The 26,926-nt window shown below is 72.9% G+C and carries 22 protein-coding genes; 11 read left to right on the forward strand and 11 right to left on the reverse strand.

Features of this window, described 5'->3' with window-relative positions:
- The first annotated feature begins 5 nt into the window (after window positions 1-5).
- The 4 genes from iolB to OG852_RS31225 all read left to right on the forward strand — a co-directional run bounded on the left by iolB (window position 6) and on the right by OG852_RS31225 (window position 5,835).
- Window positions 6-818 carry a 5-deoxy-glucuronate isomerase gene (gene iolB, locus OG852_RS31210; protein WP_330349672.1) on the forward strand — a complete coding sequence of 271 codons (813 nt, stop codon included), beginning with the start codon at window positions 6-8 and terminating at the stop codon, window positions 816-818.
- On the forward strand, window positions 815-2,692 hold the full coding sequence (gene iolD, locus OG852_RS31215; RefSeq protein ID WP_133911381.1) for a 3D-(3,5/4)-trihydroxycyclohexane-1,2-dione acylhydrolase (decyclizing): 1,878 nt from the start codon (window positions 815-817) through the stop codon (window positions 2,690-2,692). The genes iolB and iolD overlap by 4 nt, the downstream gene beginning before the upstream one ends.
- A 14-nt stretch (window positions 2,693-2,706) precedes the next feature.
- Complete coding sequence (gene mmsA, locus OG852_RS31220; protein ID WP_133911382.1) at window positions 2,707-4,209, forward strand: CoA-acylating methylmalonate-semialdehyde dehydrogenase; 1,503 nt, start codon at window positions 2,707-2,709, stop codon at window positions 4,207-4,209.
- A 228-nt stretch (window positions 4,210-4,437) separates the two neighbouring features.
- Window positions 4,438-5,835: an APC family permease gene (locus OG852_RS31225; protein WP_330349673.1), complete on the forward strand. Its 1,398-nt coding sequence runs from the start codon at window positions 4,438-4,440 to the stop codon at window positions 5,833-5,835.
- Window positions 5,836-5,842: 7 nt separating this feature from the next.
- Here OG852_RS31225 and OG852_RS31230 read toward each other — a convergent pair whose 3' ends face one another.
- The gene (locus OG852_RS31230) at window positions 5,843-6,019 is read right to left on the reverse strand and encodes an AAC(3) family N-acetyltransferase (protein ID WP_330349674.1); all 177 of its coding nucleotides are present in this window, start codon (window positions 6,017-6,019) and stop codon (window positions 5,843-5,845) included.
- A 370-nt stretch (window positions 6,020-6,389) separates the two neighbouring features.
- Window positions 6,390-7,121 carry a hypothetical protein gene (locus OG852_RS31240; protein ID WP_330349675.1) on the reverse strand — a complete coding sequence of 244 codons (732 nt, stop codon included), beginning with the start codon at window positions 7,119-7,121 and terminating at the stop codon, window positions 6,390-6,392.
- 232 nt (window positions 7,122-7,353) lie between these two features.
- On the opposite strand from OG852_RS31240, the gene OG852_RS31245 reads away from it, so the two are divergent.
- The 4 genes from OG852_RS31245 to OG852_RS31260 all read left to right on the forward strand — a co-directional run bounded on the left by OG852_RS31245 (window position 7,354) and on the right by OG852_RS31260 (window position 14,519).
- Window positions 7,354-9,993: an alpha/beta fold hydrolase gene (locus tag OG852_RS31245; RefSeq protein WP_133911386.1), complete on the forward strand. Its 2,640-nt coding sequence runs from the start codon at window positions 7,354-7,356 to the stop codon at window positions 9,991-9,993.
- Complete coding sequence (locus tag OG852_RS31250; RefSeq protein ID WP_330349676.1) at window positions 9,990-10,844, forward strand: ABC transporter permease; 855 nt, start codon at window positions 9,990-9,992, stop codon at window positions 10,842-10,844. Before OG852_RS31245 ends, OG852_RS31250 begins: the two co-directional genes overlap by 4 nt.
- Window positions 10,845-10,942: 98 nt before the next feature.
- Window positions 10,943-12,505, forward strand: coding sequence for a vWA domain-containing protein (locus OG852_RS31255; RefSeq protein ID WP_330349677.1), 1,563 nt, complete (start codon window positions 10,943-10,945; stop codon window positions 12,503-12,505).
- 94 nt (window positions 12,506-12,599) lie between these two features.
- Window positions 12,600-14,519: an AMP-dependent synthetase/ligase gene (locus OG852_RS31260; RefSeq protein ID WP_330349678.1), complete on the forward strand. Its 1,920-nt coding sequence runs from the start codon at window positions 12,600-12,602 to the stop codon at window positions 14,517-14,519.
- Between the two features lie 64 nt (window positions 14,520-14,583).
- On the opposite strand, the gene OG852_RS31265 is transcribed toward OG852_RS31260, so the two are convergent.
- Together OG852_RS31265 and OG852_RS31270 are read right to left on the reverse strand one after the other, a co-directional pair.
- Window positions 14,584-14,985, reverse strand: coding sequence for a rodlin (locus OG852_RS31265; protein WP_133911390.1), 402 nt, complete (start codon window positions 14,983-14,985; stop codon window positions 14,584-14,586).
- Window positions 14,986-15,143: 158 nt separating this feature from the next.
- Window positions 15,144-15,548 (reverse strand): rodlin, encoded by a 405-nt coding sequence (locus OG852_RS31270; protein WP_133911391.1) that lies wholly within the window; start codon window positions 15,546-15,548, stop codon window positions 15,144-15,146.
- 318 nt (window positions 15,549-15,866) lie between these two features.
- On the opposite strand from OG852_RS31270, the gene OG852_RS31275 reads away from it, so the two are divergent.
- Entirely contained in the window at window positions 15,867-16,094 is a 228-nt protein-coding gene (locus OG852_RS31275) for a chaplin (RefSeq protein WP_133911392.1), read from the forward strand.
- 110 nt (window positions 16,095-16,204) lie between these two features.
- The gene (locus OG852_RS31280) at window positions 16,205-17,149 is read left to right on the forward strand and encodes a hypothetical protein (RefSeq protein ID WP_330349679.1); all 945 of its coding nucleotides are present in this window, start codon (window positions 16,205-16,207) and stop codon (window positions 17,147-17,149) included.
- Window positions 17,150-17,212: 63 nt separating this feature from the next.
- Here OG852_RS31280 and OG852_RS31285 read toward each other — a convergent pair whose 3' ends face one another.
- Entirely contained in the window at window positions 17,213-18,556 is a 1,344-nt protein-coding gene (locus OG852_RS31285) for a carboxylate--amine ligase (protein WP_330349680.1), read from the reverse strand.
- Window positions 18,557-18,742: 186 nt separating this feature from the next.
- Between OG852_RS31285 and OG852_RS31290 the strand changes: the two genes are divergently transcribed.
- On the forward strand, window positions 18,743-20,164 hold the full coding sequence (locus tag OG852_RS31290) for a glycoside hydrolase family 26 protein (RefSeq protein WP_330349681.1): 1,422 nt from the start codon (window positions 18,743-18,745) through the stop codon (window positions 20,162-20,164).
- Between the two features lie 22 nt (window positions 20,165-20,186).
- Here OG852_RS31290 and OG852_RS31295 read toward each other — a convergent pair whose 3' ends face one another.
- The 6 genes from OG852_RS31295 to OG852_RS31320 form a co-directional block, all read right to left on the reverse strand.
- The gene (locus tag OG852_RS31295) at window positions 20,187-21,323 is read right to left on the reverse strand and encodes a GNAT family N-acetyltransferase (RefSeq protein ID WP_330351531.1); all 1,137 of its coding nucleotides are present in this window, start codon (window positions 21,321-21,323) and stop codon (window positions 20,187-20,189) included.
- 83 nt (window positions 21,324-21,406) lie between these two features.
- A complete protein-coding gene (locus OG852_RS31300; protein WP_133911395.1) occupies window positions 21,407-22,045 on the reverse strand; it encodes a lipopolysaccharide biosynthesis protein in 639 nt (212 codons plus the stop codon).
- A complete protein-coding gene (locus OG852_RS31305) occupies window positions 22,042-23,211 on the reverse strand; it encodes a glycosyltransferase (RefSeq protein ID WP_330349682.1) in 1,170 nt (389 codons plus the stop codon). Before OG852_RS31305 ends, OG852_RS31300 begins: the two co-directional genes overlap by 4 nt.
- Window positions 23,208-23,942: a polysaccharide deacetylase family protein gene (locus tag OG852_RS31310; protein ID WP_133911397.1), complete on the reverse strand. Its 735-nt coding sequence runs from the start codon at window positions 23,940-23,942 to the stop codon at window positions 23,208-23,210. The genes OG852_RS31305 and OG852_RS31310 overlap by 4 nt, the downstream gene beginning before the upstream one ends.
- Window positions 23,929-25,611 carry a murein biosynthesis integral membrane protein MurJ gene (gene murJ / locus OG852_RS31315; protein WP_208117094.1) on the reverse strand — a complete coding sequence of 561 codons (1,683 nt, stop codon included), beginning with the start codon at window positions 25,609-25,611 and terminating at the stop codon, window positions 23,929-23,931. The genes OG852_RS31310 and murJ overlap by 14 nt, the downstream gene beginning before the upstream one ends.
- Window positions 25,608-26,924, reverse strand: a complete 1,317-nt coding sequence (locus OG852_RS31320) for an O-antigen ligase family protein (protein WP_133911398.1) — start codon at window positions 26,922-26,924, stop codon at window positions 25,608-25,610. The genes murJ and OG852_RS31320 overlap by 4 nt, the downstream gene beginning before the upstream one ends.
- Between the last annotated feature and the right edge of the window lie 2 nt (window positions 26,925-26,926).

Raw genomic sequence — 26,926 nt, forward strand, 5'->3', positions numbered from 1 at the left:
GCCGCATGAGCAACGACCTGTACGTGCCGAAGGGCACCACCGCCGACGCCGACCACGTCCTCGCCATCGACCCCGAGCGGGCCGGCTGGACCTACAGCAGTCTGCGGATCATCGCACTGGAACCGGGCGGCAGCCACACGCTCACCACCGGTGACAGCGAGTGGATCGTGCTTCCGCTCGAAGGCGGATGTACCGTGCAAACAGACGAGAACGAGTTCCAACTCCTGGGCAGGGAAAGCGTGTTCGCGTCGGTCACCGACTTCGCGTACGTTCCCCGCGACGCCCGGGTCACGATCGCCTCCGGCGCGGGAGGCCGCTTCGCCCTGGCAGGAGCGAAGTGCGAGCGACAACTCCCCGCCCGCTACGGCCCCGCGCCGGAGGTTCCCGTCGAAGAGCGCGGCAGCGGCACCCAGTCGCGGCACGTCCGCAACTTCGCCTCCGCCGACGCCTTCGACTGCGACAAGCTGATCGCCGTCGAGGTGATCACCCCCGGCGGCAACTGGTCCTCGTACCCGCCGCACAAGCACGACGAGCACCGGCCGGGCGAGGAGGCCGAGCTCGAGGAGATCTACTACTTCGAGATCGACGGCCCGCACGGCTTCGGCTACCAGCGCGTGTCCCCCTCCCGCGAGGGCGGCTCCGACGTGCTCGCCGAGGTCCGTTCCGGTGACGCCGTCCTCGTCCCCGACGGGTGGCACGGCCCGTCGATCGCCCAGCCCGGCCACGCCATGTACTACCTGAACGTCATGGCAGGCCCGGGAGAGACCCGCGAGTGGCGGATCTGCTTCCACCCGGACCACACGGAGGGTTACCGATGACCACCAGGCTTACGGTCGCCCAGGCGCTCGTCCGCTTCCTCGCCGCCCAGTACACCGAACGCGACGGCCACCGGCAGCGGCTGATCTCCGCCACCTGGGGCATCTTCGGCCACGGCAACGTGGCAGGGCTCGGCCAGGCGCTGATCGAGTACGGCGACGACATGCCGTTCCACCAGGGCCGCAACGAGCAGTCCATGGTGCACGCGGCGGTCGGCTACGCCCGCCAGTCGAACCGGCTCTCCACCCACGCGGTGACGACGTCCATCGGCCCCGGCGCGACCAACCTGGTCACCGGCGCCGCCCTGGCCACCGTCAACCACCTCCCGGTCCTGCTGCTGCCCGGCGACATCTTCGCGACCCGCGTCGCCGACCCGGTGCTCCAGCAGCTCGAGGTGCCGTACGCGGGCGACGTGTCGGTCAACGACTCGCTGCGCCCGGTGTCGAAGTACTTCGACCGGGTCACCCGCCCGGAGGCCCTGATCCCGGCCGCCCTGCAGGCCATGCGGGTGCTCACCGACCCGGTGGAGACGGGCGCGGTCACCCTCGCCATGCCGCAGGACGTCCAGGCCGAGGCGTACGACTGGCCGGACGAGTTCTTCGCCGAGCGCACCTGGGTCGTCCGACGACCGGGCGCCGACCCGACCGAGCTCGCCGAGGCGGTCCGGGTGATCCGCTCGGCGCGGCGCCCGCTGATCGTCGCGGGCGGCGGTGTCCACCACAGCCGCGCCGAGGAGGCCCTCGCCGAGTTCGCCGAGGCCACCGGCATCCCGGTCTCCTCCACCCAGGCCGGCAAGGGTTCCCTGCGCTACGACCACCCCCAGGACGTGGGCGGCGTCGGCCACACCGGCACCGCGACCGCCGACGAACTCGCCCGCACCGCGGACCTGGTCATCGGCGTCGGCACCCGCTACACCGACTTCACGACCGCCTCCAACACCCTGTTCCAGGGCGACGGCGTCCGCTTCCTCAACCTCAACATCGCCTCCTTCGACGGCCACAAGCTCTCCGGCACCCCGCTGATCGCGGACGCCCGCAGCGGCCTCCAGGAGCTGACCGAGGCCCTCCAGATGCACGGCCACCGCGTCGCGGACGCGTACGTCGCCGAGTACACGGAGGACAAGGAGCGCTGGGAGCAGCGCGTCGACGCCTGCTACGAGGCCGACGAGCCCGACGTGCGCCCGACGCAGCCGCAGGTCCTCGGCGCGCTCGACGCCCTCGCCGACGAGTCGGACGTGATCATCAACGCGGCCGGTTCGCTCCCCGGCGATCTGCACAAGCTGTGGCGGGCCCGCTCCCGGGACCAGTACCACCTGGAGTACGGCTACTCCTGCATGGGCTACGAGATCCCCGCGGCCATCGGAGTGAAGATGGCCGCGCCCGAGCGGAACGTCTGGGCGCTGGTCGGCGACGGCACGTATCTGATGATGCCGACGGAGATCGTGACGGCCGTGCAGGAGGGGATCGCGATCAAGATCCTGCTCGTGCAGAACCACGGCTACGCCTCGATCGGCGGGCTCTCGGAGTCCGTCGGCGGCGAGCGGTTCGGCACCGCCTACCGCTTCACCTCGGAGGACGGCACCTTCACGGGTGCGCCGCTCCCCGTCGACCTGGCCGCCAACGTGGCGAGCCTCGGCATGCGCGTCCTGCGCGCGAAAACCGTCCGCGAGCTGCGCGAGGCCCTCGCCGAGGCGCGCGCCGCCGACACTCCCACTTGTGTCTACGTGGAGACCGAAACGGCCGACACTGTGTCGGGCCCGCCGCCCGCGCAGGCCTGGTGGGATGTACCTGTCGCCGAGACCGCGACCCGACCGTCCGCGGTGAAGGCTCGAGAGCTGTACGAACGGCACGTCTCCACCCGACGCCGCCATCTGTGAAGGAGTACTCGGTCATGACGAAGATCGTCAACCACTGGATCGGCGGCAAGACCGTCGAAGGCGCGTCGGGCACGTTCGGTCCGGTCACGGACCCGGCGACCGGCGCGGTCACCACCAAGGTCGCGTTCGCGACGGTCGACGAGGTCGACGCCGCGGTCGCGGCCGCCAAGGACGCCTACGTCTCCTGGGGCCAGTCCTCGCTGGCCAGGCGCACGGAGATCCTGTTCCGCTTCCGTGCCCTGCTGGACGCCAACCGTGACGCCATCGCCGAGCTGATCACCGCCGAGCACGGCAAGGTGCACAGCGACGCGCTCGGTGAGGTCGCCCGCGGCCTGGAGATCGTGGACCTGGCCTGCGGCATCAACGTGCAGCTGAAGGGTGAGCTGTCCACGCAGGTCGCGAGCCGGGTGGACGTCTCCTCCATCCGCCAGCCGCTGGGTGTGGTCGCCGGCATCACGCCGTTCAACTTCCCCGCGATGGTCCCGATGTGGATGTTCCCGATCGCCATCGCGACCGGCAACACCTTCGTGCTCAAGCCGTCCGAGAAGGACCCCTCGGCATCCATCAAGATCGCCGAGCTGCTCGCCGAGGCCGGTCTGCCGGACGGTGTCTTCAACGTCGTCCACGGCGACAAGGTGGCGGTCGACCGCCTCCTGGAGCACCCGGACGTCAAGGCCGTCTCCTTCGTCGGCTCGACCCCGATCGCCCGCTACATCCACACCACGGCCTCCGCGAACCACAAGCGCGTCCAGGCCCTGGGCGGCGCCAAGAACCACATGCTGGTCCTGCCGGACGCCGACCTGGACGCGGCCGCCGACGCCGCCGTCTCGGCCGCCTACGGCTCGGCCGGCGAGCGCTGCATGGCGATCTCGGCCGTGGTCGCGGTCGGCGCCATCGGCGACGAGCTGGTGGAGAAGATCCGCGAGCGCGCCGAGAAGATCAAGATCGGCCCCGGCAACGACCCCACCTCCGAGATGGGCCCGCTGATCACGAAGGTGCACCGCGACAAGGTGGCCTCGTACGTCACGGGCGCGGCGGCGGAGGGCGCCGAGGTGGTCCTCGACGGCACCGGCTTCACGGTGGACGGCTTCGAGGACGGTCACTGGATCGGCATCTCCCTGCTCGACAAGGTGCCGACGTCCGCAAAGGCCTACCAGGACGAGATCTTCGGCCCCGTGCTGTGCGTGCTCCGCGTGGACACGTACGAGGAGGGCGTGGCCCTCATCAACAGCTCCCCGTTCGGCAACGGCACCGCGATCTTCACCCGGGACGGCGGCGCCGCCCGCCGCTTCCAGCTGGAGGTCGAGGCCGGCATGGTCGGCGTGAACGTCCCGATCCCGGTCCCCGTCGGCTACCACAGCTTCGGCGGCTGGAAGGACTCGCTCTTCGGCGACCACCACATCTACGGCAACGACGGCACGCACTTCTACACCCGCGGCAAGGTCGTCACCACCCGCTGGCCCGACCCGGCCGACGCCCCGGCGGGCGTGGACCTGGGCTTCCCGCGCAACCACTGACGCCGGCTCCCGGGGCCGTCCGCATCGCGGACGGCCCCGTTTTTTGTGCCGCGCCCGCTACGGTTCCCGTACGTCACCGGAAACCGGAATGTGCGGCCAAGACTGCTGTTTACGCAACCCGAACCGTATTCGATCTACGGATTTCGCAGGCAAACACCTATTGACGTGCTGGTTTCGTCGGGGTTCGATGCAGCGCAATCTGTTGAACGAGTCGATCGGAACCGCCGCATGACCGACACGCTCCGCCCTGCCGAGACGGCCCTCCCCGAGGCGCCCGGCAGCCCCCAGAAGCTCAAGCGCTCCATCGGAGTCGTCGGCGGCACCCTCCTCACCCTGTCCTGCGTGACCCCCGCCTCCACCCTCTTCGTGGTCGTCCCGGACCTCTTCGGCTCGCTCGGCACCGCGACCGCCCTCACCATCGCGATCGGCTCCCTGCTCTGTATCGCCGTGGCGTTCTGCTACTCCGAGCTGGGCACCCTCATCCCCAGCGCGGGCGGCGAGTACGCCATGGTCTCGACGATGGCCGGACGCCTCGCCGGCTGGCTCGTCTTCGTCCTCTCCCTGCTGGTCGTGATGATCGTCCCGCCGGTGATCGCGATGGGCACCGCCGACTACCTCGCCCCGGTCGTCCACCTCGACCCCTCGCTCGCCGGCGCCGGCGTCATGCTCCTGGCCACCCTCGCCGGCCTCCTCGACCTGCGGGCCAACGCCTGGATCACCGGCGTCTTCCTGGTCCTGGAGGTCATCGCCGCGGCCGTCGTGGCCGTCCTGGGCTTCGCGCACGGCCACCGGGGCGCGGGCAGCCTGGTCTCGATGCAGGTCGCGGACGGCCACGGCGGCACCGACACCGTCACCGCCATGCTGGTCGTCTCCGGACTCGCCATCGCCCTCTTCGTCACCCAGGGCTTCTCGACCGCCGTCTACCTCTCCGAGGAGCTGGAGCACCCGCGCCGCAACGTCGCCCGCACGGTCCTCGCCACCCTCGCCATCTCCTCCGTGATCATCCTGGTCCCGGTCGTCGCCATCACCTTCGGCGCCTCCGACCTGGCCCAGCTGACCGGCGGCGACATCGGCTCGATGGTCACCGCCTGGTCCAACTCCGCCGTCGGCACCTTCGTCAGCCTCTGCGTGGCCCTGGCGATCATCAACGCCGGCATCGTGATGGTCATCCAGAACTCCCGCGTCCTGTTCGCCTCCGCCCGCGACAAGGCCTGGCCCGAGCCGGTCAACCAGGTCTTCGCCAGGCTCGGCCGCTTCGGCTCCCCCTGGGTCGCCACCCTCGCCGTCGGCATCCCCGGCGCCGCCCTCTGCTTCGTGAACCTCGACACCCTGTACGGCGTCACCGGTGTCTCGGTGACCGGCATGTACCTCCTCGTCGCGGTCGCCGCCCTCCTCGCCCGCCGAGGCCACCACAAGGCCACCCCCGCCTGGCGCATGCCCCTGTGGCCCGCCGTACCGGTCCTCCTCATCGCCGTCCTCGCCTACATCCTCACGCAGCAGGAGACGGGCTACCTCCTGTGGACCGGCGGCATCACCGCCGCCGCCACCCTGTACTGGGCCCTCTACCTGCGCCCCCGCCCCGACACCCGCTGGCTGGTCACCCTGCCCGAGGACGCACAGGCCTGAGCGGTCCCTATCCGCCGCCGGACCTGCGCCGACGCACCGGCAGCCACCACGCCGCATGGTCGACGGCATCCCTGAAGGCGAACAACCGGGCCGTCGTACGGCCCACCCGCCCGACCCGGACCGGCGCGCCGCTCCTCTCGAACGACGCGCCGATCTCGGCGAAGTCACCGTCGTCGAGGTCCACGTCCGAGTAACTCCACCAGGCCCGTTCCCCGCCGAGCCGGCATGCATCGTCTCCAGCCCGTGGGCGGCGGCGTGCTCGGCGATGCGTCCGGCGGTCCGCGCGATCACGTCCGGTGCCATGACCGTGGGCCGGCCGCGCCAGCTCCGGTCGGCGTGCTCGTACACGTAACAGTGGTCGCAGGCGAGGTCGCAGCGGCTGTGGACCTTGAGCACGAGCTGGTGCAACGGCCGCGTCGTGGGCCGTCCGACGCCGTCCTCAGATGCAGGACTGGAAGGTGACTGGCCAGTGTCCGTACTCATGACCCGGTTCTCCCTCGCCTTCCGGAGTCTTCGGCTCCTGGTTCGCGCCTCCGAGGCGGGAAGCGGTGCGATCAGGGCTCTTCTGCGGCGATGGCACTGCGTATCTCGACTTCGGCTGCTCGGAGGCAGTGAAGGATTCGCTCAGGGGTGTCTCCCACTGCGTCGATCACTCGTATACGGATGTACAGATTGTCCAGAGCGGCCAGTGCGGGCGGCGAGAAACGCGCGGCGTACAAACCGTCCCGGTTGGTCGTGACGCCGAGTGGGGTGCCGACGCCGAGCGCGTTCAGCTCGAAGTCCTTTCCCAGGCGCAGGCCCAGCGCCTCCAGCTCGGCGACGGTCGCCTCGTAGCCCTTCCACCGCACCTCGGCGGCCGGTACCGGTTGGCCCTTGGGCTGCACGTGGTAGGCGATGCTCTCCAGGGCCGCACTGTGCATCCCACCGTTCCGGATGCCCACGACCCAGGTGATCGCGCCGGTCGTCCCGGGGATGTCGCTGATCACCCGCCCGTTCCAACCGATGATCGGCCGGACGGTTCTCGCGAACTGGGCGCGGGCGAACACGAAGGCCAGCGACACGGCGAGAAGGCTGCAGAGCGCTTCCTGGTCGAGCAGGGTGAGCCGCCACGGCCAGTGCCCCGTGCGGGAGGGGGACAGGTTCGCCCGGATCAGTTCCCAGACCAGCATGACGATCAGCACGACGAGCAGGACGACCGGCGTGGTGAAGAGGGTCGGATTGCGGCGTACCCGGTGCTGACGGTCGTCGAGGTGCCCTGAACCCGGCAGAGCAGTGCCATCGGTCATGAAGGTGTTCTCCGCCTTCGTCCAGCGGGCGCTCGCTGCCGGTCAGTGTGGCAGGGTGACGCGGGGCTGAGAGGAGCATTTCCGGACACTTCGGAAGGTTGCTGCTGGGACGGGAGGGGTCGGCGTACCACGCCTGGTGTACGACGGCACCGCCCCGTACGCCCCCGGGAGGGCCCGGAGTTCGGTCTCCGGTCGACAACTTCCCGACAGGTTGACCCCGTACCGTTGAAGCATGGATCTTCGACTGCCCGGTCTGCGAGGACCACGGCGGCCGCGACGGCTTCTCGCCGCCGCGGCCGCCGTCGTCGTACTCGCCGGTGCCGGTACGTGGACGGCCGTCGCCGATGACGACGGCCGTCCGGCGGTGCGCCAGAGCGATCAGGTGATGTCCGTGGACGGCGTACGCCTGGACACCTCCTACTTCACCGCCGGCGGCTCCGGCCGGCGCCCCGCCGTCCTCCTCGGACACGGCTTCGGCGGCACCAAGGACGACGTACGGCAGCAGGCCGAGGACCTCGCCCGCGACGGGTACGCGGTCCTCACCTGGTCGGCGCGCGGCTTCGGCAAGTCCACCGGCAAGATCGGGCTGAACGACCCCAAGGGCGAGGTCGCCGACGTCTCGAAGCTGATCGACTGGCTCGCCGGCCGGCCCCAGGTGGAGCTGGACAAGAAGGGCGACCCCCGCGTCGGCGTGGCCGGTGCCTCCTACGGCGGCGCGATCTCCCTGCTCGCCGCCGGGTACGACGACCGGGTCGACGCCATCGCCCCGTCGATCACGTACTGGAACCTCGCGGACGCCCTGTTCCCCGACGGCGTGTACAAGAAGCTGTGGACCGGCATCTTCTTCAACACGGCCGGCGGCTGCGCCAAGTTCGAGCCCGCCCTGTGCGCGATGTACCAGCGGGTCGCCGAGTCCGGCACCCCGGACGCCGCCGCCCGCGCGATGCTCGAGGAGCGCTCGCCGTCCGCCGTCGCCGACCGCATCAAGGTCCCCACCCTCCTCGTCCAGGGCCAGGCCGACTCCCTGTTCACCCTCGCCCAGGCGGACGCCGCCGAGAAGGCGATCAAGGCCAACGGCGCCCCCGTCGACGTCGACTGGATCGCGGGCGGCCACGACGGCGGCAACCTGGAGACCAGCCGCGTCCAGACCCGTGTCACCGCCTGGTTCGACCGCTACCTCAAGGGTGAGAAGGGCGTCGACACCGGCCCCGCCTTCCGTGTCACCCGTACCGGAGGCGTCGACTCCACCGACGGCACCGTCCCGCTGCGCGGCGCGAGCGGCGACAGCTACCCCGGCCTGGAGAGCGACCGCGAGGCCATCGCCCTGACCGGCCGCGAGCAGTCCTTCGACAACCCCGCCGGCGCCAGCCCGCCCGCGCTGTCCGCCCTGCCCGGCCTCGGCGGCTCCGCCCTCGGACAGCTCTCCGCGTTCGGCGTCGGCGTCTCGCTCGACTTCCCGGGCCAGTACGCCGCCTTCGAGTCCGCGCCCGTGAGCGGCGAGCTGCGGATCACCGGCTCCCCGACGGTCACCGTCCACGTGAAGTCCACGACCGACGAGGCCGTCCTCTTCGCCAAGGTGTACGACGTCGGCCCCGGCGGCACCCAGGAGCTCCCCTCGCAGCTCGTCTCCCCGGTCCGCGTCGAGGACGCCAAGGCCGGCCAGGACGTCACGATCACCCTCCCGGCGGTCGACCACGACATCGAGGACGGCCACCGGCTGCGCCTGGTCCTCGCCTCCACCGACCTCGGCTACGCCTCCCCGGCCGCCCCGGCGACGTACACCGTGTCCGTGAAGAGCGCTCTGCGCGTTCCGACGGCACCCGGTGTCACCACCGCCGCCGCCCCGCTCCCCTCCTGGGTGTGGTGGCTCCCCCTCGCGGGCGCCGCCCTCGCCCTGGCGCTGCTGCTGACCGGCCGCCGCCGCACCGCGATGCCGGCCCCCGACCCGGAGCTCGCCGAGGTCCCGCTGCAGATAGCCGGACTCAGCAAGAAGTACGCGGGCGGCGACCGCTACAGCGTCCGCGAGCTCTCCTTCCAGGTGGAGAAGGGCCAGGTGCTGGGCCTCCTCGGCCCCAACGGCGCCGGCAAGACCACCACCCTGCGCATGCTGATGGGCCTGATCAAGCCCGACGAGGGCGAGATCCGCGTCTTCGGCCACGCCGTCCGCCCCGGCGCCCCCGTCCTGTCCCGGGTCGGCTCCTTCGTCGAGGGCGCGGGCTTCCTGCCGCACCTCACCGGCCGGGAGAACCTGGAGCTGTACTGGAAGGCCACCGGCCGCCCCGCCGAGGACGCCCACATGGCGGAGGCCCTGGAGATCGCGGGCCTCGGCGACGCCCTGGCCCGCGCCGTACGGACGTACTCCCAGGGCATGCGCCAGCGCCTGGCCATCGCCCAGGCCATGCTGGGTCTGCCGGACCTGCTGATCCTCGACGAGCCGACCAACGGACTCGACCCGCCGCAGATCCGCGAGATGCGCGAGGTGATGATCCGGTACGCGGCCGCCGGACGCACGGTCATCGTCTCCAGCCATCTGCTGGCGGAGGTCGAACAGTCCTGCACCCACCTCGTGGTCATGGACCGGGGCCGGCTCGTCCAGGCCGGTCCCGTCGGTGAGATCGTCGGCTCCGGCGACACCCTCCTCGTCGGCACCGCCACCCCGGTGGAGGAGCCCGTCCTGGAGAAGCTGGCCGCGCTGCCCGGTATCGCCTCGGCCGACCGCACCGACGACGGACTGCTCGTACGGCTCGACGCCGACGGCAGCGCCCAGCGGCTGGTCGCCGAACTCGTCCGGCTGGACGTCCCCGTGCAGTCGGTCGGCCCGCACCGCCGTCTGGAGGACGCCTTCCTCACCCTGATCGGAGGTTCCGCATGAGCACGCTCACCGAGGTCGCCTCCGGCTACCAGGCAGGCCGCACCCTGCCGGTGCGCGTCGAGCTGGTCCGCCAGCTCAAGCGCCGCCGCACGATCGTCATGGGCGGCATCCTCGCCGCCCTGCCGTTCGTCCTGCTCATCGCCTTCGCCATCGGCGGCGAGCCGGGCGGCCGCAACAACCAGGTCACCCTGATGGACACGGCGACCGCGTCCGCCGGCAACTTCGCCGCCGTCAACCTCTTCGTGTCGGCGGGCTTCCTGCTGGTCATCCCCGTCGCCCTGTTCTGCGGGGACACGGTCGCCTCGGAGGCCGGCTGGTCCTCCCTGCGCTATCTGCTCGCGGCGCCCGTGCCCCGGGCCCGGCTGCTCTGGTCCAAGCTCGTCGTCGGCCTCACGCTCAGCCTGGCCGCGATGATCCTGCTGCCGGTCGTCGCCCTCGCCGTCGGAACCGCCGCCTACGGCTGGGGACCGCTGGAGCTGCCCACCGGCGGCACCCTCGACTCCGGCACGGCGGCACAGCGGCTGGTCGTCGTCGTCGGATTCATCTTCGTGTCCCAACTGGTCACCGCCGGGCTCGCCTTCTGGCTGTCGACGAAGACCGACGCCGCCCTCGGCGCGGTCGGCGGCGCGGTCGGCCTGACCATCATCGGCAACGTCCTGGACGCCGTCACCGCGCTCGGCGACTGGCGCGACTTCCTGCCCGCGCACTGGCAGTTCGCCTGGGCCGACGCCGTCCAGCCCGACCCGGAATGGGCCGGCATGCTCCAAGGCACGGCCGTCTCCGTGACGTACGCCCTCGTCCTGTTCGCCCTGGCCTTCCGCGGGTTCGCCCGCAAGGACATCGTGTCCTGAGACCCGTTCGCAACCGGTCCGCAACCTCCCGTACCGCACGTTCCCGCCCCCTGTCCCGTCACAGTCACACACGTCGACGGACACAGGGGGCACGGACGATGACACGGACGACGGCACGGACGACGGCACGGACGAGGAGCACCCACCGCACACCGGTACTGCTGACCCTCGCCACCGCACTCCTGCTCACCGGCTGCGGCGCCGGCGACTCCTCGGCCGGCAAGGCCTCCGACGGGGCGGCGCGGGGCAGCGAGGCCTTCCCCGCACCGGACGCGCCCGCCACGGAAGTCGAGGGCGGCGACCGTCTCTCCACCTTCGCCCTCGACGTCGACACCGCCTCCTACGGCTACGCCCGCCGCACCCTCGCCGACGGCGCGCTGCCCGACCCCTCGACGGTCCGCCCCGAGGAGTTCGTCAACAGCTTCCGCCAGGACTACGAACGCCCCGACGGCGACGGCTTCTCGGTCACCGTCGACGGCGCCCGCACCGGCGGCGACGACTGGTCCCTGGTCCGCGTGGGCCTCGCCACCCGCGCCGCCGCCGACGACGGCGAACGCCCGCCCGCCGCCCTCACCTTCGTCGTCGACGTCTCCGGCTCGATGGGCGAACCGGGCCGGCTGGACCTCGCCCGGCGCTCCCTCGACACGATGACCGACCGGCTGCGCGACGACGACTCCGTCGCCCTCGTCACCTTCAGCGCCGACGCCGAGACCGTCCTGCCCATGACCCGCCTCGGCGACCACCGCGCCCGCGTCCACGACGCGATCGACCGGCTGAGGCCCGACGACTCCACCAACCTCGGCGCCGGGGTGAGGACCGGCTACGACACCGCCGTCGAGGGCCTGCGCGAGGGCGCCACCAACCGGGTCGTGCTGGTCTCCGACGCCCTCGCCAACACCGGCGAGACCGACGCCGACGCGATCCTGGAACGCATCGACACCGCCCGCCGCGAGCACGGGATCACCCTCTTCGGCGTCGGGGTCGGCAGCACCTACGGCGACGCCCTCATGGAACGCCTCGCCGACAGGGGCGACGGCCACACCACGTACGTCGCCTCCGACGACGAGGCCCGCGAGGCGTTCTGCACCGACCTCCCGCAGAACATCGAGCTGACCGCCCGTGACGCCAAGGCCCAGGTCGCCTTCGACCCCGAGACGGTCGCCGACTTCCGGCTCGTCGGCTACGACGACCGCGCCGTCGCCGACGACGACTTCCGCGACGACCGGGTCGACGGCGGCGAGGTCGGCCCCGGACACACCGTCACCGCCCTCTACGCCGTCCGCACCCGCCCCGGCGCCGAGGGCCCCCTCGCCACCGCCACCGTCCGCTGGCTGGACCCCGCCACCCGCGCCCCGCACGAGAACTCCGGCCGCCTGACGACCGAGGGCCTCGCCGAGTCCCTCTCCACCGCCCCCGCCCGCTTCCAGGTCACGGCGACCGCCGCCTACTTCGCCGACATCCTGCGCCACGCCGAGACCCCGCTGCCCGACGCCCCCTCCCTCACGGAACTGTCCTCCCGCGCCCACGACCTGGCGGACCGCACCGAGGACCAGGACGTACGGCGCCTCGCCGAGGCCATCGACCAGGCGGACCGGATCGGCGGCCTGGACGAGCCCGAGGACGACGGCGACGGGGACCGGCCGGCGCCGGCGAACGACTGAGACGGCGGCTGTGCCGGGGGCGTTGAATTTTCCTTACTTACGGGTAAGTTGACCCACCGGTACCAGTGCAGGACGCCAGTACACGGGAGCCGTCATGGGCGTACGCAAGGATCTGAAGCGCGCGAAGCGACGCACCGATCTCGCCTCCCGCACCCGTGTCGAGGTGACGAGGGACGCCTCCGGAGCCGTACGGGAGGCCAGGACCGCGCCCCTGGTGGAGCCGCCGGCCACGGGCAGCACGGCCGACCTGCCCTTCACCAACGCGGCCGAGGCACCCGACGCCGTCGTCTTGCGGCGCCGGCACGGCGACGGCTGGCACCCGGTCACCGCCACCGCCTTCGCCGCCGAGGTCACCGCGGCGGCGAAGGGCCTCATCGCCCAGGGCCTGGAACCGGGCGGCCGGGTCGCGATCATGTCCCGCACCCGCTACGAGTGGACCCTCCTGGACTTCGCCGTCTGGGCGGCCGGCGGTCTGACCGTCCCGATCTACGCCACCTCCTCCGCCGACCAGGTCGACTGGATCGTCCGCGACTCCGGCGCCACGCTCCTCGTCGTGGAGAACGCCGAGAACGCGGCCACGGCCACCACCGGCACCGCCCACCACCCACGGCCCCCGAAGATCCTCGAACTCGACGCGGACGCCGTCGGCGAGCTCACCGCCCTCGGCCGGGACCTCCCCGACGAGGAGGTCACCAAGCGCCGCGCGGCCCTCACCCCCGACACCACCGCCACCCTCTGCTACACCTCGGGCACCACGGGCCGCCCCAAGGGCTGTGTCCTCACCCACGCCAATCTGCACGCCGAGGCCGCCAACCTCCTCGAACTGCTTCATCCGATCTTCAAGGAGGTCACCGGCGAGACCGCCTCCACCCTCCTCTTCCTGCCCCTCGCCCACATCATGGGCCGCACCCTGCAGATCGCCTGTCTGCTGGCCCGCATCGAGACCGGCCACTTCCCGAGCGTCAGACCCGACGAGCTGCGGCCCGCCCTCAAGGAGTTCAGGCCCACCTTCCTGGTCGGCGTGCCCTATCTCTTCGAGCGCATCCACGACACCGGCCGCGCCACCGCAGAGAAGATCGGCCGCGGCGCCTCCTTCGACCGCGCCGAACGCATCGCCGTACGCTTCGCGGAGGCGTACCTGAACAAGTTCCTCGACCGCGGCAAGGGCCCCGGCCCCGGCCTCTACGCCGCCTGGGCCCTGTACGACCTGCTGGTCTACCGCCGCATCCGCAAGGAACTCGGCGGCCGGATGCGCTACGCCATCAGCGGCGGCTCCCCGCTCGACCGCACCCTGAGCCTCTTCTTCTACGCCGCGGGCATCATCGTCTACGAGGGCTACGGCCTCACGGAGACCACCGCCGCCGCCACCCTCGTCCCGCCGCTGAGACCCCGGCCCGGCACGGTCGGCCAACCCGTCCCCGGCACCGCCGTCCGTATCGCCGACGACGGGGAGATCCTGATCAGGGGCGGGGTCGTCTTCCCCGCCTACTGGAACAACCCGGCCGCCACCGCCGAGGTCCTCACCGACGACTGGTTCGCCACCGGTGACCTCGGCGCCCTCGACGAGGACGGCTATCTCACCATCACCGGCCGCAAGAAGGACCTCCTGGTCACCTCCGGCGGCAAGAACGTCTCCCCGGCCGTCCTGGAGGACCGGCTGCGCAGCCGCGCCCCCGTCGGCCAGTGCCTGGTCGTCGGCGACAACCGCGCCTTCGTCGGCGCCCTGATCACCCTCGACCCCGACGCCGTCGCCCACTGGCTGTCCGTGCGCAAGCTCCCCGCCGACACCCCGCTCGCCGAACTCGCCCGGGATCCTCGCCTGCGCGCCGAGGTCCAAAGGGCCGTCGACTACGCCAACGAGGCCGTCTCCCGCGCCGAGTCGATCCGCGCGTTCACCCTGGTCGAAGGCGAGTTCACCGAGGCCAACGGCCTGCTCACGCCGTCGTTGAAGGTGAAGCGGCACGCGGTGACGGCGAGGTACGCGGACGCGATCGAGGACCTGTACCGCACGTGACGCACGCGAACGGCGGGCCACCGGAGAACCGGTGACCCGCCGTGGCGGTGTGTCAGGCCGAAGCTCAGCCGTTGCGGGCGCCGTTGCCCGAGAGGAGCGCGAGGTCGTCCAGGACGTGCGACAGCGGGTCGTCGCCGTCCACCTGGGTGGAGTTCTCCACGCACTGCTGGTTGTTCGACGACGACAGGATCGGGGAGTCCTGGAGCGCGAGGCCGGCAGGGGTGACGATGGTGTTGGCCTTGGTCGGCAGGGCGAGGCAGGGCTTGTTCAGCGAACCCTGGATCAGCGAGAGCTGCGGGCTCATGTCGCCGAACGTGGCCGAGTTGCCGAACTCCTGCGAGGCGCCGTTGCCGCTGGCGGACGTCGGGCCGTTGTCGTCCCCGATGGCCAGGGCCTGGGGAGCGGAGACGGCCGCGAGACCGGCCAGGGACGCGGCGACAGCCGCGGTTGCCCACAGCTTCTTCATGTTCTTTCCCTTCGAAAAGCGGGCTCCGGGGGAGGAGTTGCGTGATCGTCAACGCCCCGACCCGGCCGTAGGTTGCGTACGTTGCCCCGATTGGAGCAGCACATGGGGTCGCGCGATCGCGCGCGCCTCACTCGCTGTGGAGATCGGGGAGGCGTGGCTCAGTGGTTGGCCGCGCCGTTGCCCGAGAGGAGCGCGAGGTCGTCCAGGAGGTGCGAGAGCGGGTCGTCGCCGTCCACCTGGGTGGAGTTCTCCACGCACTGCTGGTTGTTCGACGACGACAGGATCGGGACGTCCTGGAGCGCGAGGCCGGCAGGGACCGGAATGGTGTTGACCTTGGTCGGCAGGGCGACGCACGGCTTGTTGAGGGAACCCTGGATGAGCGCCATCTGCGGGCTCATGTTGCCGAAGGTGGCCGAGTTCCCGAACGACTGGTGGGCTCCGTTGCCGCTGGCGGACGTCGGGCCGCTGTCGTTGCCGATGGCCAGTGCCGGAACTGCGGCGGCGACGGAGGCGCCGACGACGGAGGCGGCGACCGCGGCGGTGGCCAGAACCTTCTTGATCACTTACTAAGTCCCTTCAGGAGAAACCCCGTCCATCGGAGCGCTCTGACCAACTGTCCAGGCCGTGTTTGGTTGTCCCTCTTCACTCGGATGGCCCATTACCGCCGGATCCGGAAAGACATGAAACCCTGACGAGGATGCGGGGCCGTCCGGATTTTTATATGAAGACATTCGAGTGAATACCCCGACCGCACGCGTTCGCCGCTTTCCCGCGCCGTCAATCTCTCGTGTGCAGCCTGCGGGTCATGGTGCGAGCCGATCCGAATGCGCTCGCTCGGTTCCGACCGACAACGAGGCATGGCCGCAGAGAAGGGAAGATTCATGAAGAAGAGTGCTGCTGTTGTGGCGGGTCTGATTCTGGCCCTGGGTGCCGCCACTCCGGCGTTCGCCGACAACGAGACCATCGGCATCGCGTCCCATTCCCCGGGCTTCCTGTCCGGAAATGTGGTCCAGATCCCGATCGACTTCAACGCCAACGTGTGCGGTAACACGCTCAACCTGCCCGGGGCGCTGAACCCGACCTTCGGCAACCACTGCAGCAACCGCTGACGCCACGCCATTTCCAGCCCTCCGGCTGGGCCGAGGCCGGCCCCGGGACAGCTTTCGCGTGTTCCGGGGCCGGCTTTTCCCACTTCTTCTCAAGCAGGAAGACAACGAGAGTGCGACAGAGCCTGAGAAAAGGGATGGTCGCGGCCGCCGCCGCGACGAGCATCCTGTATTTGTGCGGTGGCGTCGCCGTCGCGGACACCAACGAGGACGCCACGGCCACCAGTGTGCCGACCGTGGTGGCGAGCACCCCCGGCACCACGTCCGACACCCCGGAAGCCAAGCCCGCGAGCCCCACCCACGACACGCCGTCCGAGGGCCACGGGGGCTACGGCGACGACGCCTCCGGTTACGGCAGCCACGAGAAGCCCGACCACGACGGCCAGGAGACCCCCGGCCAGGGCGACCACGGCAAGCCCGACCAGGGCGACCACGAGAAGCCCGGTCACGGTGATCACGGCAAGCCCGGTCACGGCGACCACGAGAAGCCCGGGTACGGGGGCGAGGAGAGCCCCGGCCAGGGCGACCACGGCAAGCCCGACCAGGGCGACCACGAGAAGCCCGGTCACGGTGATCACGGCAAGCCCGGTCACGGCGACCACGAGAAGCCCGGGTACGGGGGCGAGGAGAGCCCCGGTCACGGTGACCACGGGAAGCCGGGGCACGACGACCACCAGAAGCCCGGCCACGACAAGCCCGGCCACGGCGACCACGAGAAGCCCGGGTACGGGGGCGAGGAGAACCCTGGCCACGGTGACCACGGGAAGCCGGGGCACGACGACCACGAGAAGCCCGGCCACGCCGACCACGAGAAGCCCGGCTACGGCGACCACGGTGGTTCCGGGCACGGCGACAACGAGTCCAGCCACGGCTCCCACCCGCCGCACACCTACCCCCCGCACACGACCCCGCCCTCCCACACCTACCCCCCGCACAAGCAGCCGGAGCTGTCCCACACCGGCAGTGAGGCGATGCTGGCGGCCACGGGCGTCAGCGCCGCGCTGATCGCGGGCGGCGCCATCCTGTACCGGCGAGGCAGGACCGCCTCCCGCCGGTGATCGCGCCGGGTGCCGGACGCCCTCGCGCCCGGCACCCGCGCCGCACGGCCCGCACGGGCCCCGTCAGCGGCTGCCCGCCTTCTCGTCGTCCGCCTGCTCGGTCTGCTCCGTCTGTTCCCCCTGTTCTCCCCGTTCCGTCCGCTCCCCCTGTCCCGCCAGTTCCGTCGCGGGGGCCGCTGCGGGTGACGGGACCCGGCCGAGCAGGGCGGCCGGGCGGGGTCCGGGCGGGGCGGAGCGGGGGAGGCGGTCCCGCAGGCGCCGCGTGACGTGGGCGCACCACAGCCGTCGCATCGCACGGCCGGGCGCGGGGTCGTCCCCGGCGTACCAGGCCAGTTCACGGCCCTGCGGAGCCGGGCGCAGCGCGGCGAGCGGCGCGTAGTTCTCGACCACGAACATCCGCCCCGGCAACGGCTTCCCGGCCGGCAGTGGACGGTGGGTCAGATCCAGGTGCTGGGCGCGTACGACGTCCAGCCCGGTCGCGTCGGCGAACAGCCGGAACTGCGCGCCGGGACGGGGGTTGAAGTCGAGCAGGTGGTGGTCGCCGGTCCGGCCGCACCGGCGGAAGTCGAGGTCGAAGATGCCCCGGTAGCCGAGTGCGTCGACGAGCCGTTCGGCGAGTTCGTCGAGCTGCGGGTTCTCGGTCCACTCGCCCACCGCGGTCAGCCCGGCCCCGCGCGGCCAGGCGCACAGCTTGCGCCCCGCCCCGCCGCCGTGCAGCGTCCCCGAACGGTCGGCGTACCCGTGGAAGAACCAGTCCCGGTCGGGGCCGGGCGGAAGGAAGGCCTGGAGCAGCAGCCGGCTGCCCGCTTCCGCCGCCCGCAGATACAGCTCGCGTGCGTCGTGGACGGAGCGTACGACGACCGTGCTGCGCAGTCCGGTGCCGGTCGGCAGCAGCCAGGGCCTGCTCCACTTCGCCACCAGCGGCAGCCCGAGGCGTCGCGCGGCGCGGGCGGCCTGCTCCGCGCTGTCGGGGACCTCCGTCTCGGGGTGTGGCACCCCGGCCGCGGCGCACAGCGCGGCCAACTCGGCCTTGTCGGCGACCCGTTCGGGCACCGTGCCGGGCTGCTGCGGCAGCAGATAGGCGGGCGTCAGCTCCTCGCCGAGCCGGGCCACCGCGACCGCGCTCGCGTCGTCCATCGGGATCAGCGCGGCGGGCCGTTCGATGCGGGCGGCCACCCGCAGCAGGACGGAGGTGATGTCGGCGGGCGTGGCGCCGGGCGGCGGCGGGGGATGCAGCCGGCGGACGTACCGGGATGTGCTCACGGGGCTGCCCGTCGTGTCGGCGACCACGTGCACCTCGATCCCGGCCCGGCCGAGCGAGCGCACGGCGCCGAGTGTTCCGTGGTGAAAGGGGTTCCGGTCGATCCGCAGCAGTACGGCGGGGACGCGGGTGTCGAGCAGCGACACGGGCTTTTCGCTTCCTGTGGTGGGGTGCCGGGTCCACCGGTACGGGTGAGTGGGGGCACTCGAATGCCGTAGCGGCGGTGGCGCCGGTCCTTTTTGTGTGACTTTCATATGACTATGTGTCAGTAGAGCGTGTCAGTGGTGCGTGTGCATCCCCCGCGACCCCGTGAGAGTGAGAAAGGAGCCGGCATGGCCCCACAGCAGCGACGTGCCCGGTCCCGGCGGTCGGCCGTCGCCGTCGCCACGGCGGCGGTCGCGGTGTCGATGGCCCTGGCGTCCGGCCCCGGACGCGCTGTGGCCGACCCCGTCCCGGTGCCCAGCACACTGCCGACACGGAGCGCCGAGGCGACGCTGCCGCAGGAACCCGCCGTGCCGTCGCCGCCCCCGCGGGAGGCCGGAGCGCAGCCGACGCTCCCCGCCCCCACGACGACCACCCCGACCCCGGCCGTCCCGACCCCGTCCGCCCAGACCCCGTCCGTCCAGCCGCCGGTCCCCGCCCCGACGCCGGCCCCGGTGACCGCCGAGAGCACGCCCGCCACGTCCCCGGTCCCGGAAGCCACCCCCACCCCGTCCGCCGCGCCCACCCCCGCCTTCGGCGCCTACCTCGACTTCGGCGCGCGGGGTGTCGCGCGGATCGCCCAGCTCAGCGACTGGCTGGGCGGAGCCGACCTGCGGGTCGGGCACACCTATCTGCCGGGTGACCGGTGGCAGAACATCGAGGGCCCGCCCGGCTTCCTCGACGTGTGGGCGAACTGGCGCCGCGAGAAGGACGACCGGATGCTCGTCCTCAACGTGCCCATGCTGGAGCGCAACGAGGAGGGCGTCGTCGACCCCGAGGTGCGCGAGCTGCTCCAGCGGGGCGCCGCAGGGGAGTTCGACCATCACTTCCGCGCCCTCGCCGAGCGGCTGGTCGGGCTCGGGGTGCCGGACACGGTGATCGTGCTCGGCTGGGAGATGAACGGCACCACGTACACCCACCGTTGCGGACCGGACCCCGCGGCCTGGAAGACGTACTGGAACCGGATCGTCACCGCCATGCGCGCGGTGCCGGGCCAGCGGTTCCGGTTCGACTTCACGCCCACCCGGGGCAAGGACGCCGTTCCGTGGACGGAGTGCTACCCCGGGGACGACACGGTCGACATCATCGGCATGGACGCCTACGACCAGCCGGCCGGTCTCTCCTTCGACGAGCAGGTGTCCGAGCCGCTCGGCCTCCAGGAGCACGTCGACTTCGCCCGGGCCCACGGCAAGCCCGTCTCGTACCCCGAGTGGGGACTGTTCCGCAACGGCGACAACGCCCAGTACATGCGCGGCATGCTCGACTGGATGGACCGGCACGGAGCCCTCTACAACACGCTGACCGACTACTGCCCGCACGGGGTGTGGCAGTGCCGCTGGAACCCGAGGGCGTCCGCGGTCTACCGCTCGCTCCTGTCCGGCCGTACGGGCGACCGCGCCCCGGCGCTCACCGGCACCCCCGCCCCACCCAGGGCGCCCATGTTCTCGCGGCGCCCGCCGGGCTGCTCGCCGCTCGACCTCGGGGAGTGGCTCGAGAGCGGACTCGGCGCCCGGCTCTGCCTGCGGCTCGACCGGTGGTCGCGCGAGCGGTGAGCCCGCGGCCCGCGGGACCGGGTCAGGTCCCGCCGTCACCGCCGCGCTCCCTCCCGCCGTCACCGGCACGCTCCTTGCGCCGCTCCCAGCGCAGCAGCAGTTCCTTGCCCCGCCGCCGCGCGGCCACGTCGCCGAGGACCGCCGACAGCAGCGGGGCGGTGCGCCGCCGGGCCAGCAACAGCCGCTGGTTGGCGACGGGTTCGGGCCGCCAGTGATGCTTGTACGGCTCGTTCCCACGCAGCAGGCTCAGCGCGGCCCGCCCGCCGCCCCGGGTGTGCTCGGCGCAGGCGTCGAGGAGCATCACCGCCACGTCCGCCTTGCGTTCCCGCAGCCGCGGATGGGCGCCGTAGAGGTAGCCGCCCGCCAGCCGGCGCGACAGCAGGGTCAGATCGACGGCCACGACGTCGCCGTCCAGCCGGAACTCGGTGACCACCGCGTTCCCGGAGCGCACCATCGGGCCCACCGAGCGCACCAGGTGCTCGCGGAAGCGCGGGCGCAGATGTTCGCCCGTCACCTTGCGGCCCTGCCACTGCAGCCGGTGCAGCTCCAGGAGCCGGTGCAGCGCCGCGTCCACCTCGTCGGGCCGTACGGTGTGCCGCTCCACGCCCAGCGCGGTCAGCTTGCGCAGCTTGGCCCGCACCCGCTGGGCCTTCGCCGACGGCAGCCGGGCGACCAGCTCGTCCATGGGGACGGCCGGCAGCTCCAGGCACATCGAGTCGTCCACCCGGCGGCGCGGCCCGCACCAGCGGTCGTGGATCCGCTCGGCCGCGCCTCCCGGCCGTACCTCGCGGAAGTCGATCAGCGCGGTGCGGGCGGCCGCCGCGAGGCCCTCGGTGAGCGCGTCGACGGCGCGTTCGCCCTGTTCGTCGTCGACGAGGACGTCCCCGTAGTCGGAGATCGCCCCGCCGAGCGGGACCAGCGAGGGGACCGGCCGGTGGACGGCCGTCAGCGGGGCGACGGCGACGAGTTCGGCGCCGTCGCGGACCACCAGCAGACGCAGTCGGCCGCGGCTGCCGTAGGACAGCCACCAGGAGTGCAGCCAGGCGTGGTTCTGGAACGGGGTGGCGCTCGCGCACCGCTGGTGGAGGCGGTCCCAGGCGGGCGCGAGAGCGGCGAAGTCCCGCTCGTCGGTGACGAGTTCGGTGACGAGCGCGCCCACGCGGCCGGTGGCGCGCCCGGTGAGGAGTCCGGCGGTGCGTCCGCCGGCGGGTTCGGTGACGAGTCCGGTGCGGTGCGGCGGTTTCACAGCGCTCCATGGAGTTCGGCGGCGCGGGCCGGGCCCGGTACGGCGCTCCCGGCGTCCGGGGTCCCCCGGCGCGGCCGCACCAGCAGCACCAGGCCGCCGAGCAGCCCGCCCGCGCTCGCCCCCACCAGGGAGGTCAGCGCCGGGGACGGCGAGGACGGGTCGGTGGGCCGCACGGCGCGGGCGAACTGCTGGAGTTCGACGTTGGTGGTCTTGCGGGTGCGCTCGGCGTGCTCGGTGAGCGAGCGGGAGACCGCGTTGGCCATGTCGGCGGCCAGCTCGGCGCGCGGGGCGGTGGCCGTGACGGAGACCATCGGGGCGTCCGGCGAGGTCGCCGTCGTCACATGGCGCTGGAGTGTGCGCGCCGGCACACCGGCCTCCTTCTCGGCGTCCCCGAGCACCGCGAGCTGGGTCGCGACCCGCCCGTAGGCCTGTGCGAAGCCCAGCGCGGACGCCGGGTCGGACTTCTCGGTGGGGACGGCGACGACGTACGCGGTGGCCGTGTACACGGGCGGGGTGAGGGCGCCGTACGCGGCGCCGGCGAGGCCGCCGGTGACCACTCCGGCGGCCAGCAGGGACCACGGCGGGAGCGACCTGGCGCGGCGCAGGGCGGCGGAGCGGCGGGGGTGCTCGGTCATGGGGAACTGACTCCCTGGGGTGTCGGGGAAGCGGAGGAGGAGGCGGGGGACGGCAGGGGCCGTCCGGTGACGGCGGCCCGGTACACGTCCATGAGCCGGGCGGCGCTGCGGGCGATGTCGTAGCGGTGGGCCGCGTCGGGCGCGGTGCGCGGGCCGGGGGGTGCGGCGCGGGTCTCGGTGAGCGCGCGGACGAACTCCTCGATGCCGCCGGTCACCCGGCGGGCGCCGGGGGCGGTGAGGCCGTCGAGCGCGGGGCAGGAGGCGTAGTGGACGGGCAGCCCGCAGGCCAGGGCCTCGACCACCGCGAGTCCGAAGGTCTCCTCGGGGGACGGGGAGACGAGCGCGTCCATCGCGCAGACGAGGGACGGCAGATCGGGGCCGGGGGTGCCGTCGGGGACGTAGGGGCGTTCGCCGGTGAGCAGGACCCGGTCGGCGACCCCGTTCTCCCGCGCGAGGCGGCGCAGCGCGTCCTGCTGCGGACCGCCGCCGACCAGCAGCAGCCGGCAGTCGGCGGGGAGGGCGGCGAGGGCGCGGACGGCGACGTCGAAGCGTTTGCCCGCGGTCAGCCGGCCGATGCCGCCGACGACGTACGCGTCGTGCGGCAGCCCCAGATCCCGGCGGGCGCGGTCGCGGGCGGCCGGGTCGAAGCGGAAGCGGGCCAGGTCGATGCCGTTGGGGACGACCGCGATCCGGGGCGAGGGGACGCCCCAGGCGCGCAGCCGTCCGGCGACCGCGGGGGAGACCGCGACCGTGGTGCGGCCGAGGCGCTCACTGGCGAGGTAGAGCGCCCGCACCCCGGCGGTCAGCCGTCGCCCCTCCAACTGGGAGTCCCCGAGGGAGTGTTCGGTGGCGACGACCGCCCGTACCCCGGCGAGCCGGGCGGCGGGGCGGCCGTAGACGCAGGCGCGGTAGAGGTGGGTGTGGACGAGGTCGTAGCGGCCGGAGCGGATGATCCGCACCAGCCGGGGCAGCGCCGCGGCGTCGCGGTTGCCGCGCATGCCGAGGTCGGTGACCGGGACACCGTCGGCCCGCAGCCCCTCGGCCACCGCGCCCGGGTTCGTCAGCGTCACGACCTCGCACTCGGCCGGCACGTGCCTCAGCAGCAGCCGCAGTTGCTGCTCGGCCCCGCCGACCCCGAGGCCCGTGATGATGTGCAGGACCCTCACCGCGGCTCCCCCACCCGGCGGCGGCGCAGCGGGTGCAGCCGGTACTTGAGGAAGAGGCGGGCGGAGGTGTCGTTCTGGCCGACGTGGGCGCGGGGGAAGGCGTGCGGGCCGGTGAGCGGTCCGGGGTCGATCGCGCAGGCGTAGGTGTATCCGGCGTCCCGTACGGCGTCCACGGCGCGCCGGTCGATCGTCCCGTAGGGGTAGCAGAAGCCGGCGGGCGCCGTACCGAGCAGCTCGGCGAGGGCGGTGCGGCTGCCGGCGGTCTCCGCCCGCAGGGTGGGGTCGTCGGCACGGGTGAGGTCGACGTGGGTGAGGCCGTGCGAGCCGATCTCGACGCCCTCGGCGGCGGCCTGCCGGATGCCGTCGGCGGTGAGCAGCGGTTTGCGCGGGCCGAGGGGGTCCCAGGCGTTGTCGCCGCCGAGCCGGCCGGGCAGCACGAACAGGGTGGCCGTGCAGCGGTGGCGGCGCAGGACGGGCAGGGCGTGGGTGAGGAAGTCGGCGTACCCGTCGTCGAAGGTGAGGCCGACGAGTCCGCCGGGGGTGGGCGCGGCGAGCAGTTCGGCCATGGAGACGCCCCTGAGGCCCCGCCGGGCCAGCCAGGCGAGCTGGCGGTCCAGCCGCTCGGGGGTGACCGTGACGCGGTAGGGGTCGTCGGCGCGGTCCTCGGTCACCGAGTGGTACATCGCCACCCAGGGGACGGAGCTGCGTCTGGTGGGGTCAGGAGCGGCCATGGGAGAGCCTTCGGGTCGCGGAACGGACGGAACGGAGGGCGCGGGCGACGCCCTGGACACCCAGGGCCCGGCCCAGCAGGACGAAGACGGTGGTCACGGTGAGCCCGCCGGTGACGAGCCCGGTGAGGGTGCCCGTGCAGCGGGCGGTGACGAGGATCCCCGCGACGGTCGCGAACAGGGCGGCCAGCACCGGGCGGCCGAGTTCGAGCAGCACGGCCCGGGTGCGCAGCGGGACGCTGCGGGGGCCCGTACCGGCCAGCAGGACCGTCGCGGTGACGGTGATGCCGGTCGCGTTGGCGACGGCGATCCCGTACACCCCCCAGGTTCCGACGCTCAGCGCGCCGACGCCGGACGTCACCAGGATCCCGGTGGCCATCGCGCCCACCGGGTACCAGCGGCCGCGGCCCCCCGAGAAGTAGGAGCGGACGAGGACGCCCGTCAGGGTCTGGCCGAGCAGCCCCAGCGCGTACACCCGCATCACCCCGGCCGTGGCCGCCGTGTCCCGCGCGGTGAACGCGCCCCGCTGGAAGAGGACCTCGATGATCTGCGGGGCGCAGGCCACGACGGCGGCGGTGCCGAGCAGCACGATGCACGCGGCCAGCGACAGGTCCCGCTCCACCCGGGTGCGGGCCCGCTCGGTGTCCCCCTCGGCCAGCGCCCGCGCGACCACCGGGAAGGTGACCGTGCACACCATCACCGACAGGATCATCGGCATCTGGGCGACCTTCTGCGCGTAGTTGAGGTGCGAGATCGCGCCGGCGGGCAGGTTCGAGGCGAGGAACCGCTCGATGAGCACCTGCGACTGCCGGCACAGCGCGAAGAGCAGCACGGTGACGAGGAGCGCGGTGTCGAGCGGCCGCGGTTCCTCCCCCGAGGCCTCCTGCGACGCGGCCCTCTTCCTCAACTGACGTAACAGGGACGGAAGTTGTACGACGACCATGAGCAGGCCGCCGACCGCGACCCCGGCCGCCGCCGAGCGCACCCCCCACCGCCCGCCGAGCGCGAACATCCCGGTGATGATCCCGACGTTGTACGCCACGTAGATCGCCGCGGGCGCCACGAACCGGCGGTGCGCGCGCAGGGCGGCGCTGCAGTACCCGGCGAGCCCGAAGCTGACCACGCAGGTCGCGGTGAGCCGGGTGCAGCCCACCGCGAGCGCCGGGTCGGGCAGGCCCGGGGCCAGGACCCCGACCAGTTGGGGGGCGATGCCGGCGAGCAGGGCGCCGATCGCGACGAACGCCAGCGACAGCCGGGGCAGCGTCCCGGCGACCAGGGCGCGGACCGGATCGCCGGGCGCACCCTGGGAGCGGCGGGCCAGCGCCATGCTGAACGCGGGGATCAGCGCGAACGCCAGACCGTCCTCGATGAGCAGTGTGGCCGCGAACTCCGGCACGGTCCACGCGACGAGAAAGGCGTCCGTGTCACTGCCCGCGCCGAACAGCCGCGCCAGCGCCTGGTCCCGCACCAGCCCCAGCAGCGACCCGGCCACCGAGAGCGCGGCGGTGACCAGAGCGGCCTTGGCGAGGAAACCCCGTGAGGCCCGGGGAAGCTCACCGGGCCCTTCGCCGGGGCCCTCCCCGGCCGTGGCGACGCCCCGCGCCGGGGGCACGGCCGAGCCGCTGTCGGCCCGGGGCGACCGCCGGGGCGACCGCGAAGGCAGCACCCTCACGCCCGCTCCTCCCCGGCCCCCGCGACCTCCGCGCCCACCAGCGCCCACCACGCCACCAGCCCGAGGAGCACGGCGGTCAGGACGGTCGAGGGGCCGCCGATGTCGGCGTACATGAAGTCGACGAGCTGCCAGACCAGCAGGCCGCAGGCGACGAGCGCGCAGTCCAGGCCGGGGCCGCGGCGGCGGACCCGCACCAGGCCCCGCAGGGCGCCGACCAGCAGGGCCAGCCAGCCGCCCGCGAGGGCCAGCAGCCCGATCAGCCCCTGCTCGCCGAGGATCAGCAGATACATGTTGTGCGGGGACAGCAGCGGCTGCCGCACGAAGCCGGAGCCCGCGCCGTCGGTGTCGCTGGCGGAGGACAGCGCGAGGGAGGCATGGGCGTCGCGGTGCTCCGGGAAGCCCTTGAGGCCGACGCCGGTCAGCGGACGCTCGCGCCACATGCCGACCGCGGCCGCCCACATCGTGTACCGGTCGGTGACCGACTGGTCCGGCGCGTCCGTGACCTGCGTGATGCTGCCGACCCGCTCCTGGAGCATCGACGAGCCCACCCCGAACCCGCCGACCAGCACCACCCCGGCCGCGGCACCCACCGCGACCGCCTTCAGCGCGCGCCGCGGCCCCGCCAGCACGAGCTGCACCGCACAGGTCACCGCCGTCGCGATCCAGGCACCCCGGCTGAAGGACAGCGCGAGCGGGACGGCGAGCGCGCACACGGCGAGGGCGGCGACCGTCCGCTGCCGTGCGGAGGTCCGGCCCAGCGCCAGCCCCACCGCGCAGACCAGCCCGAACGACACCACCGTCGCCATGCCCATCACGTCCTGCGGCCCGAAGGTGCCGACCGCGCGGATCATCTCGCCCTGGTACGACGCACCGGTCCCGGTGGCGAACTGATGGACGCCGACCGCGCCCTGCCAGCCCGCCAGGGCGACGAACGACCAGGCCAGCACCCGCAGATCGCGCCGGTCCCGGACCAGCAGCAGGACCGCCGCCGGGACCAGCACGAACACCTGGAGATACCGGCCGAGACCGGTCAGCCCCGCACCCGGCGAGGACGCGCCCGTCGCGGCGAGCGCCAGCCCCGCCACCGGCAGCCCCAGCACCACGGCGGCCGTACGGGACAGGGGGCGCCGCCGTCGCCGTAGCAGCCGGACCAGGCAGAACAGCACGGCGAGCGCGGACATCGCGTCGGCCGGCCCGGCGCCGCCCTCCCCGCCGGGCGGGACGGGCAGGGCCAGCAGGGCGATCACCGCGACGACCGGCAGCACCGGCGACAGGGACCGGGCGGCGACCGGCAGGGGCAGGGCGTGGGTCATGG

It is taken from the genome of Streptomyces sp. NBC_00582, assembly GCF_036345155.1.
In the GTDB taxonomy this organism is placed as follows: Bacteria; Actinomycetota; Actinomycetes; order Streptomycetales; family Streptomycetaceae; genus Streptomyces.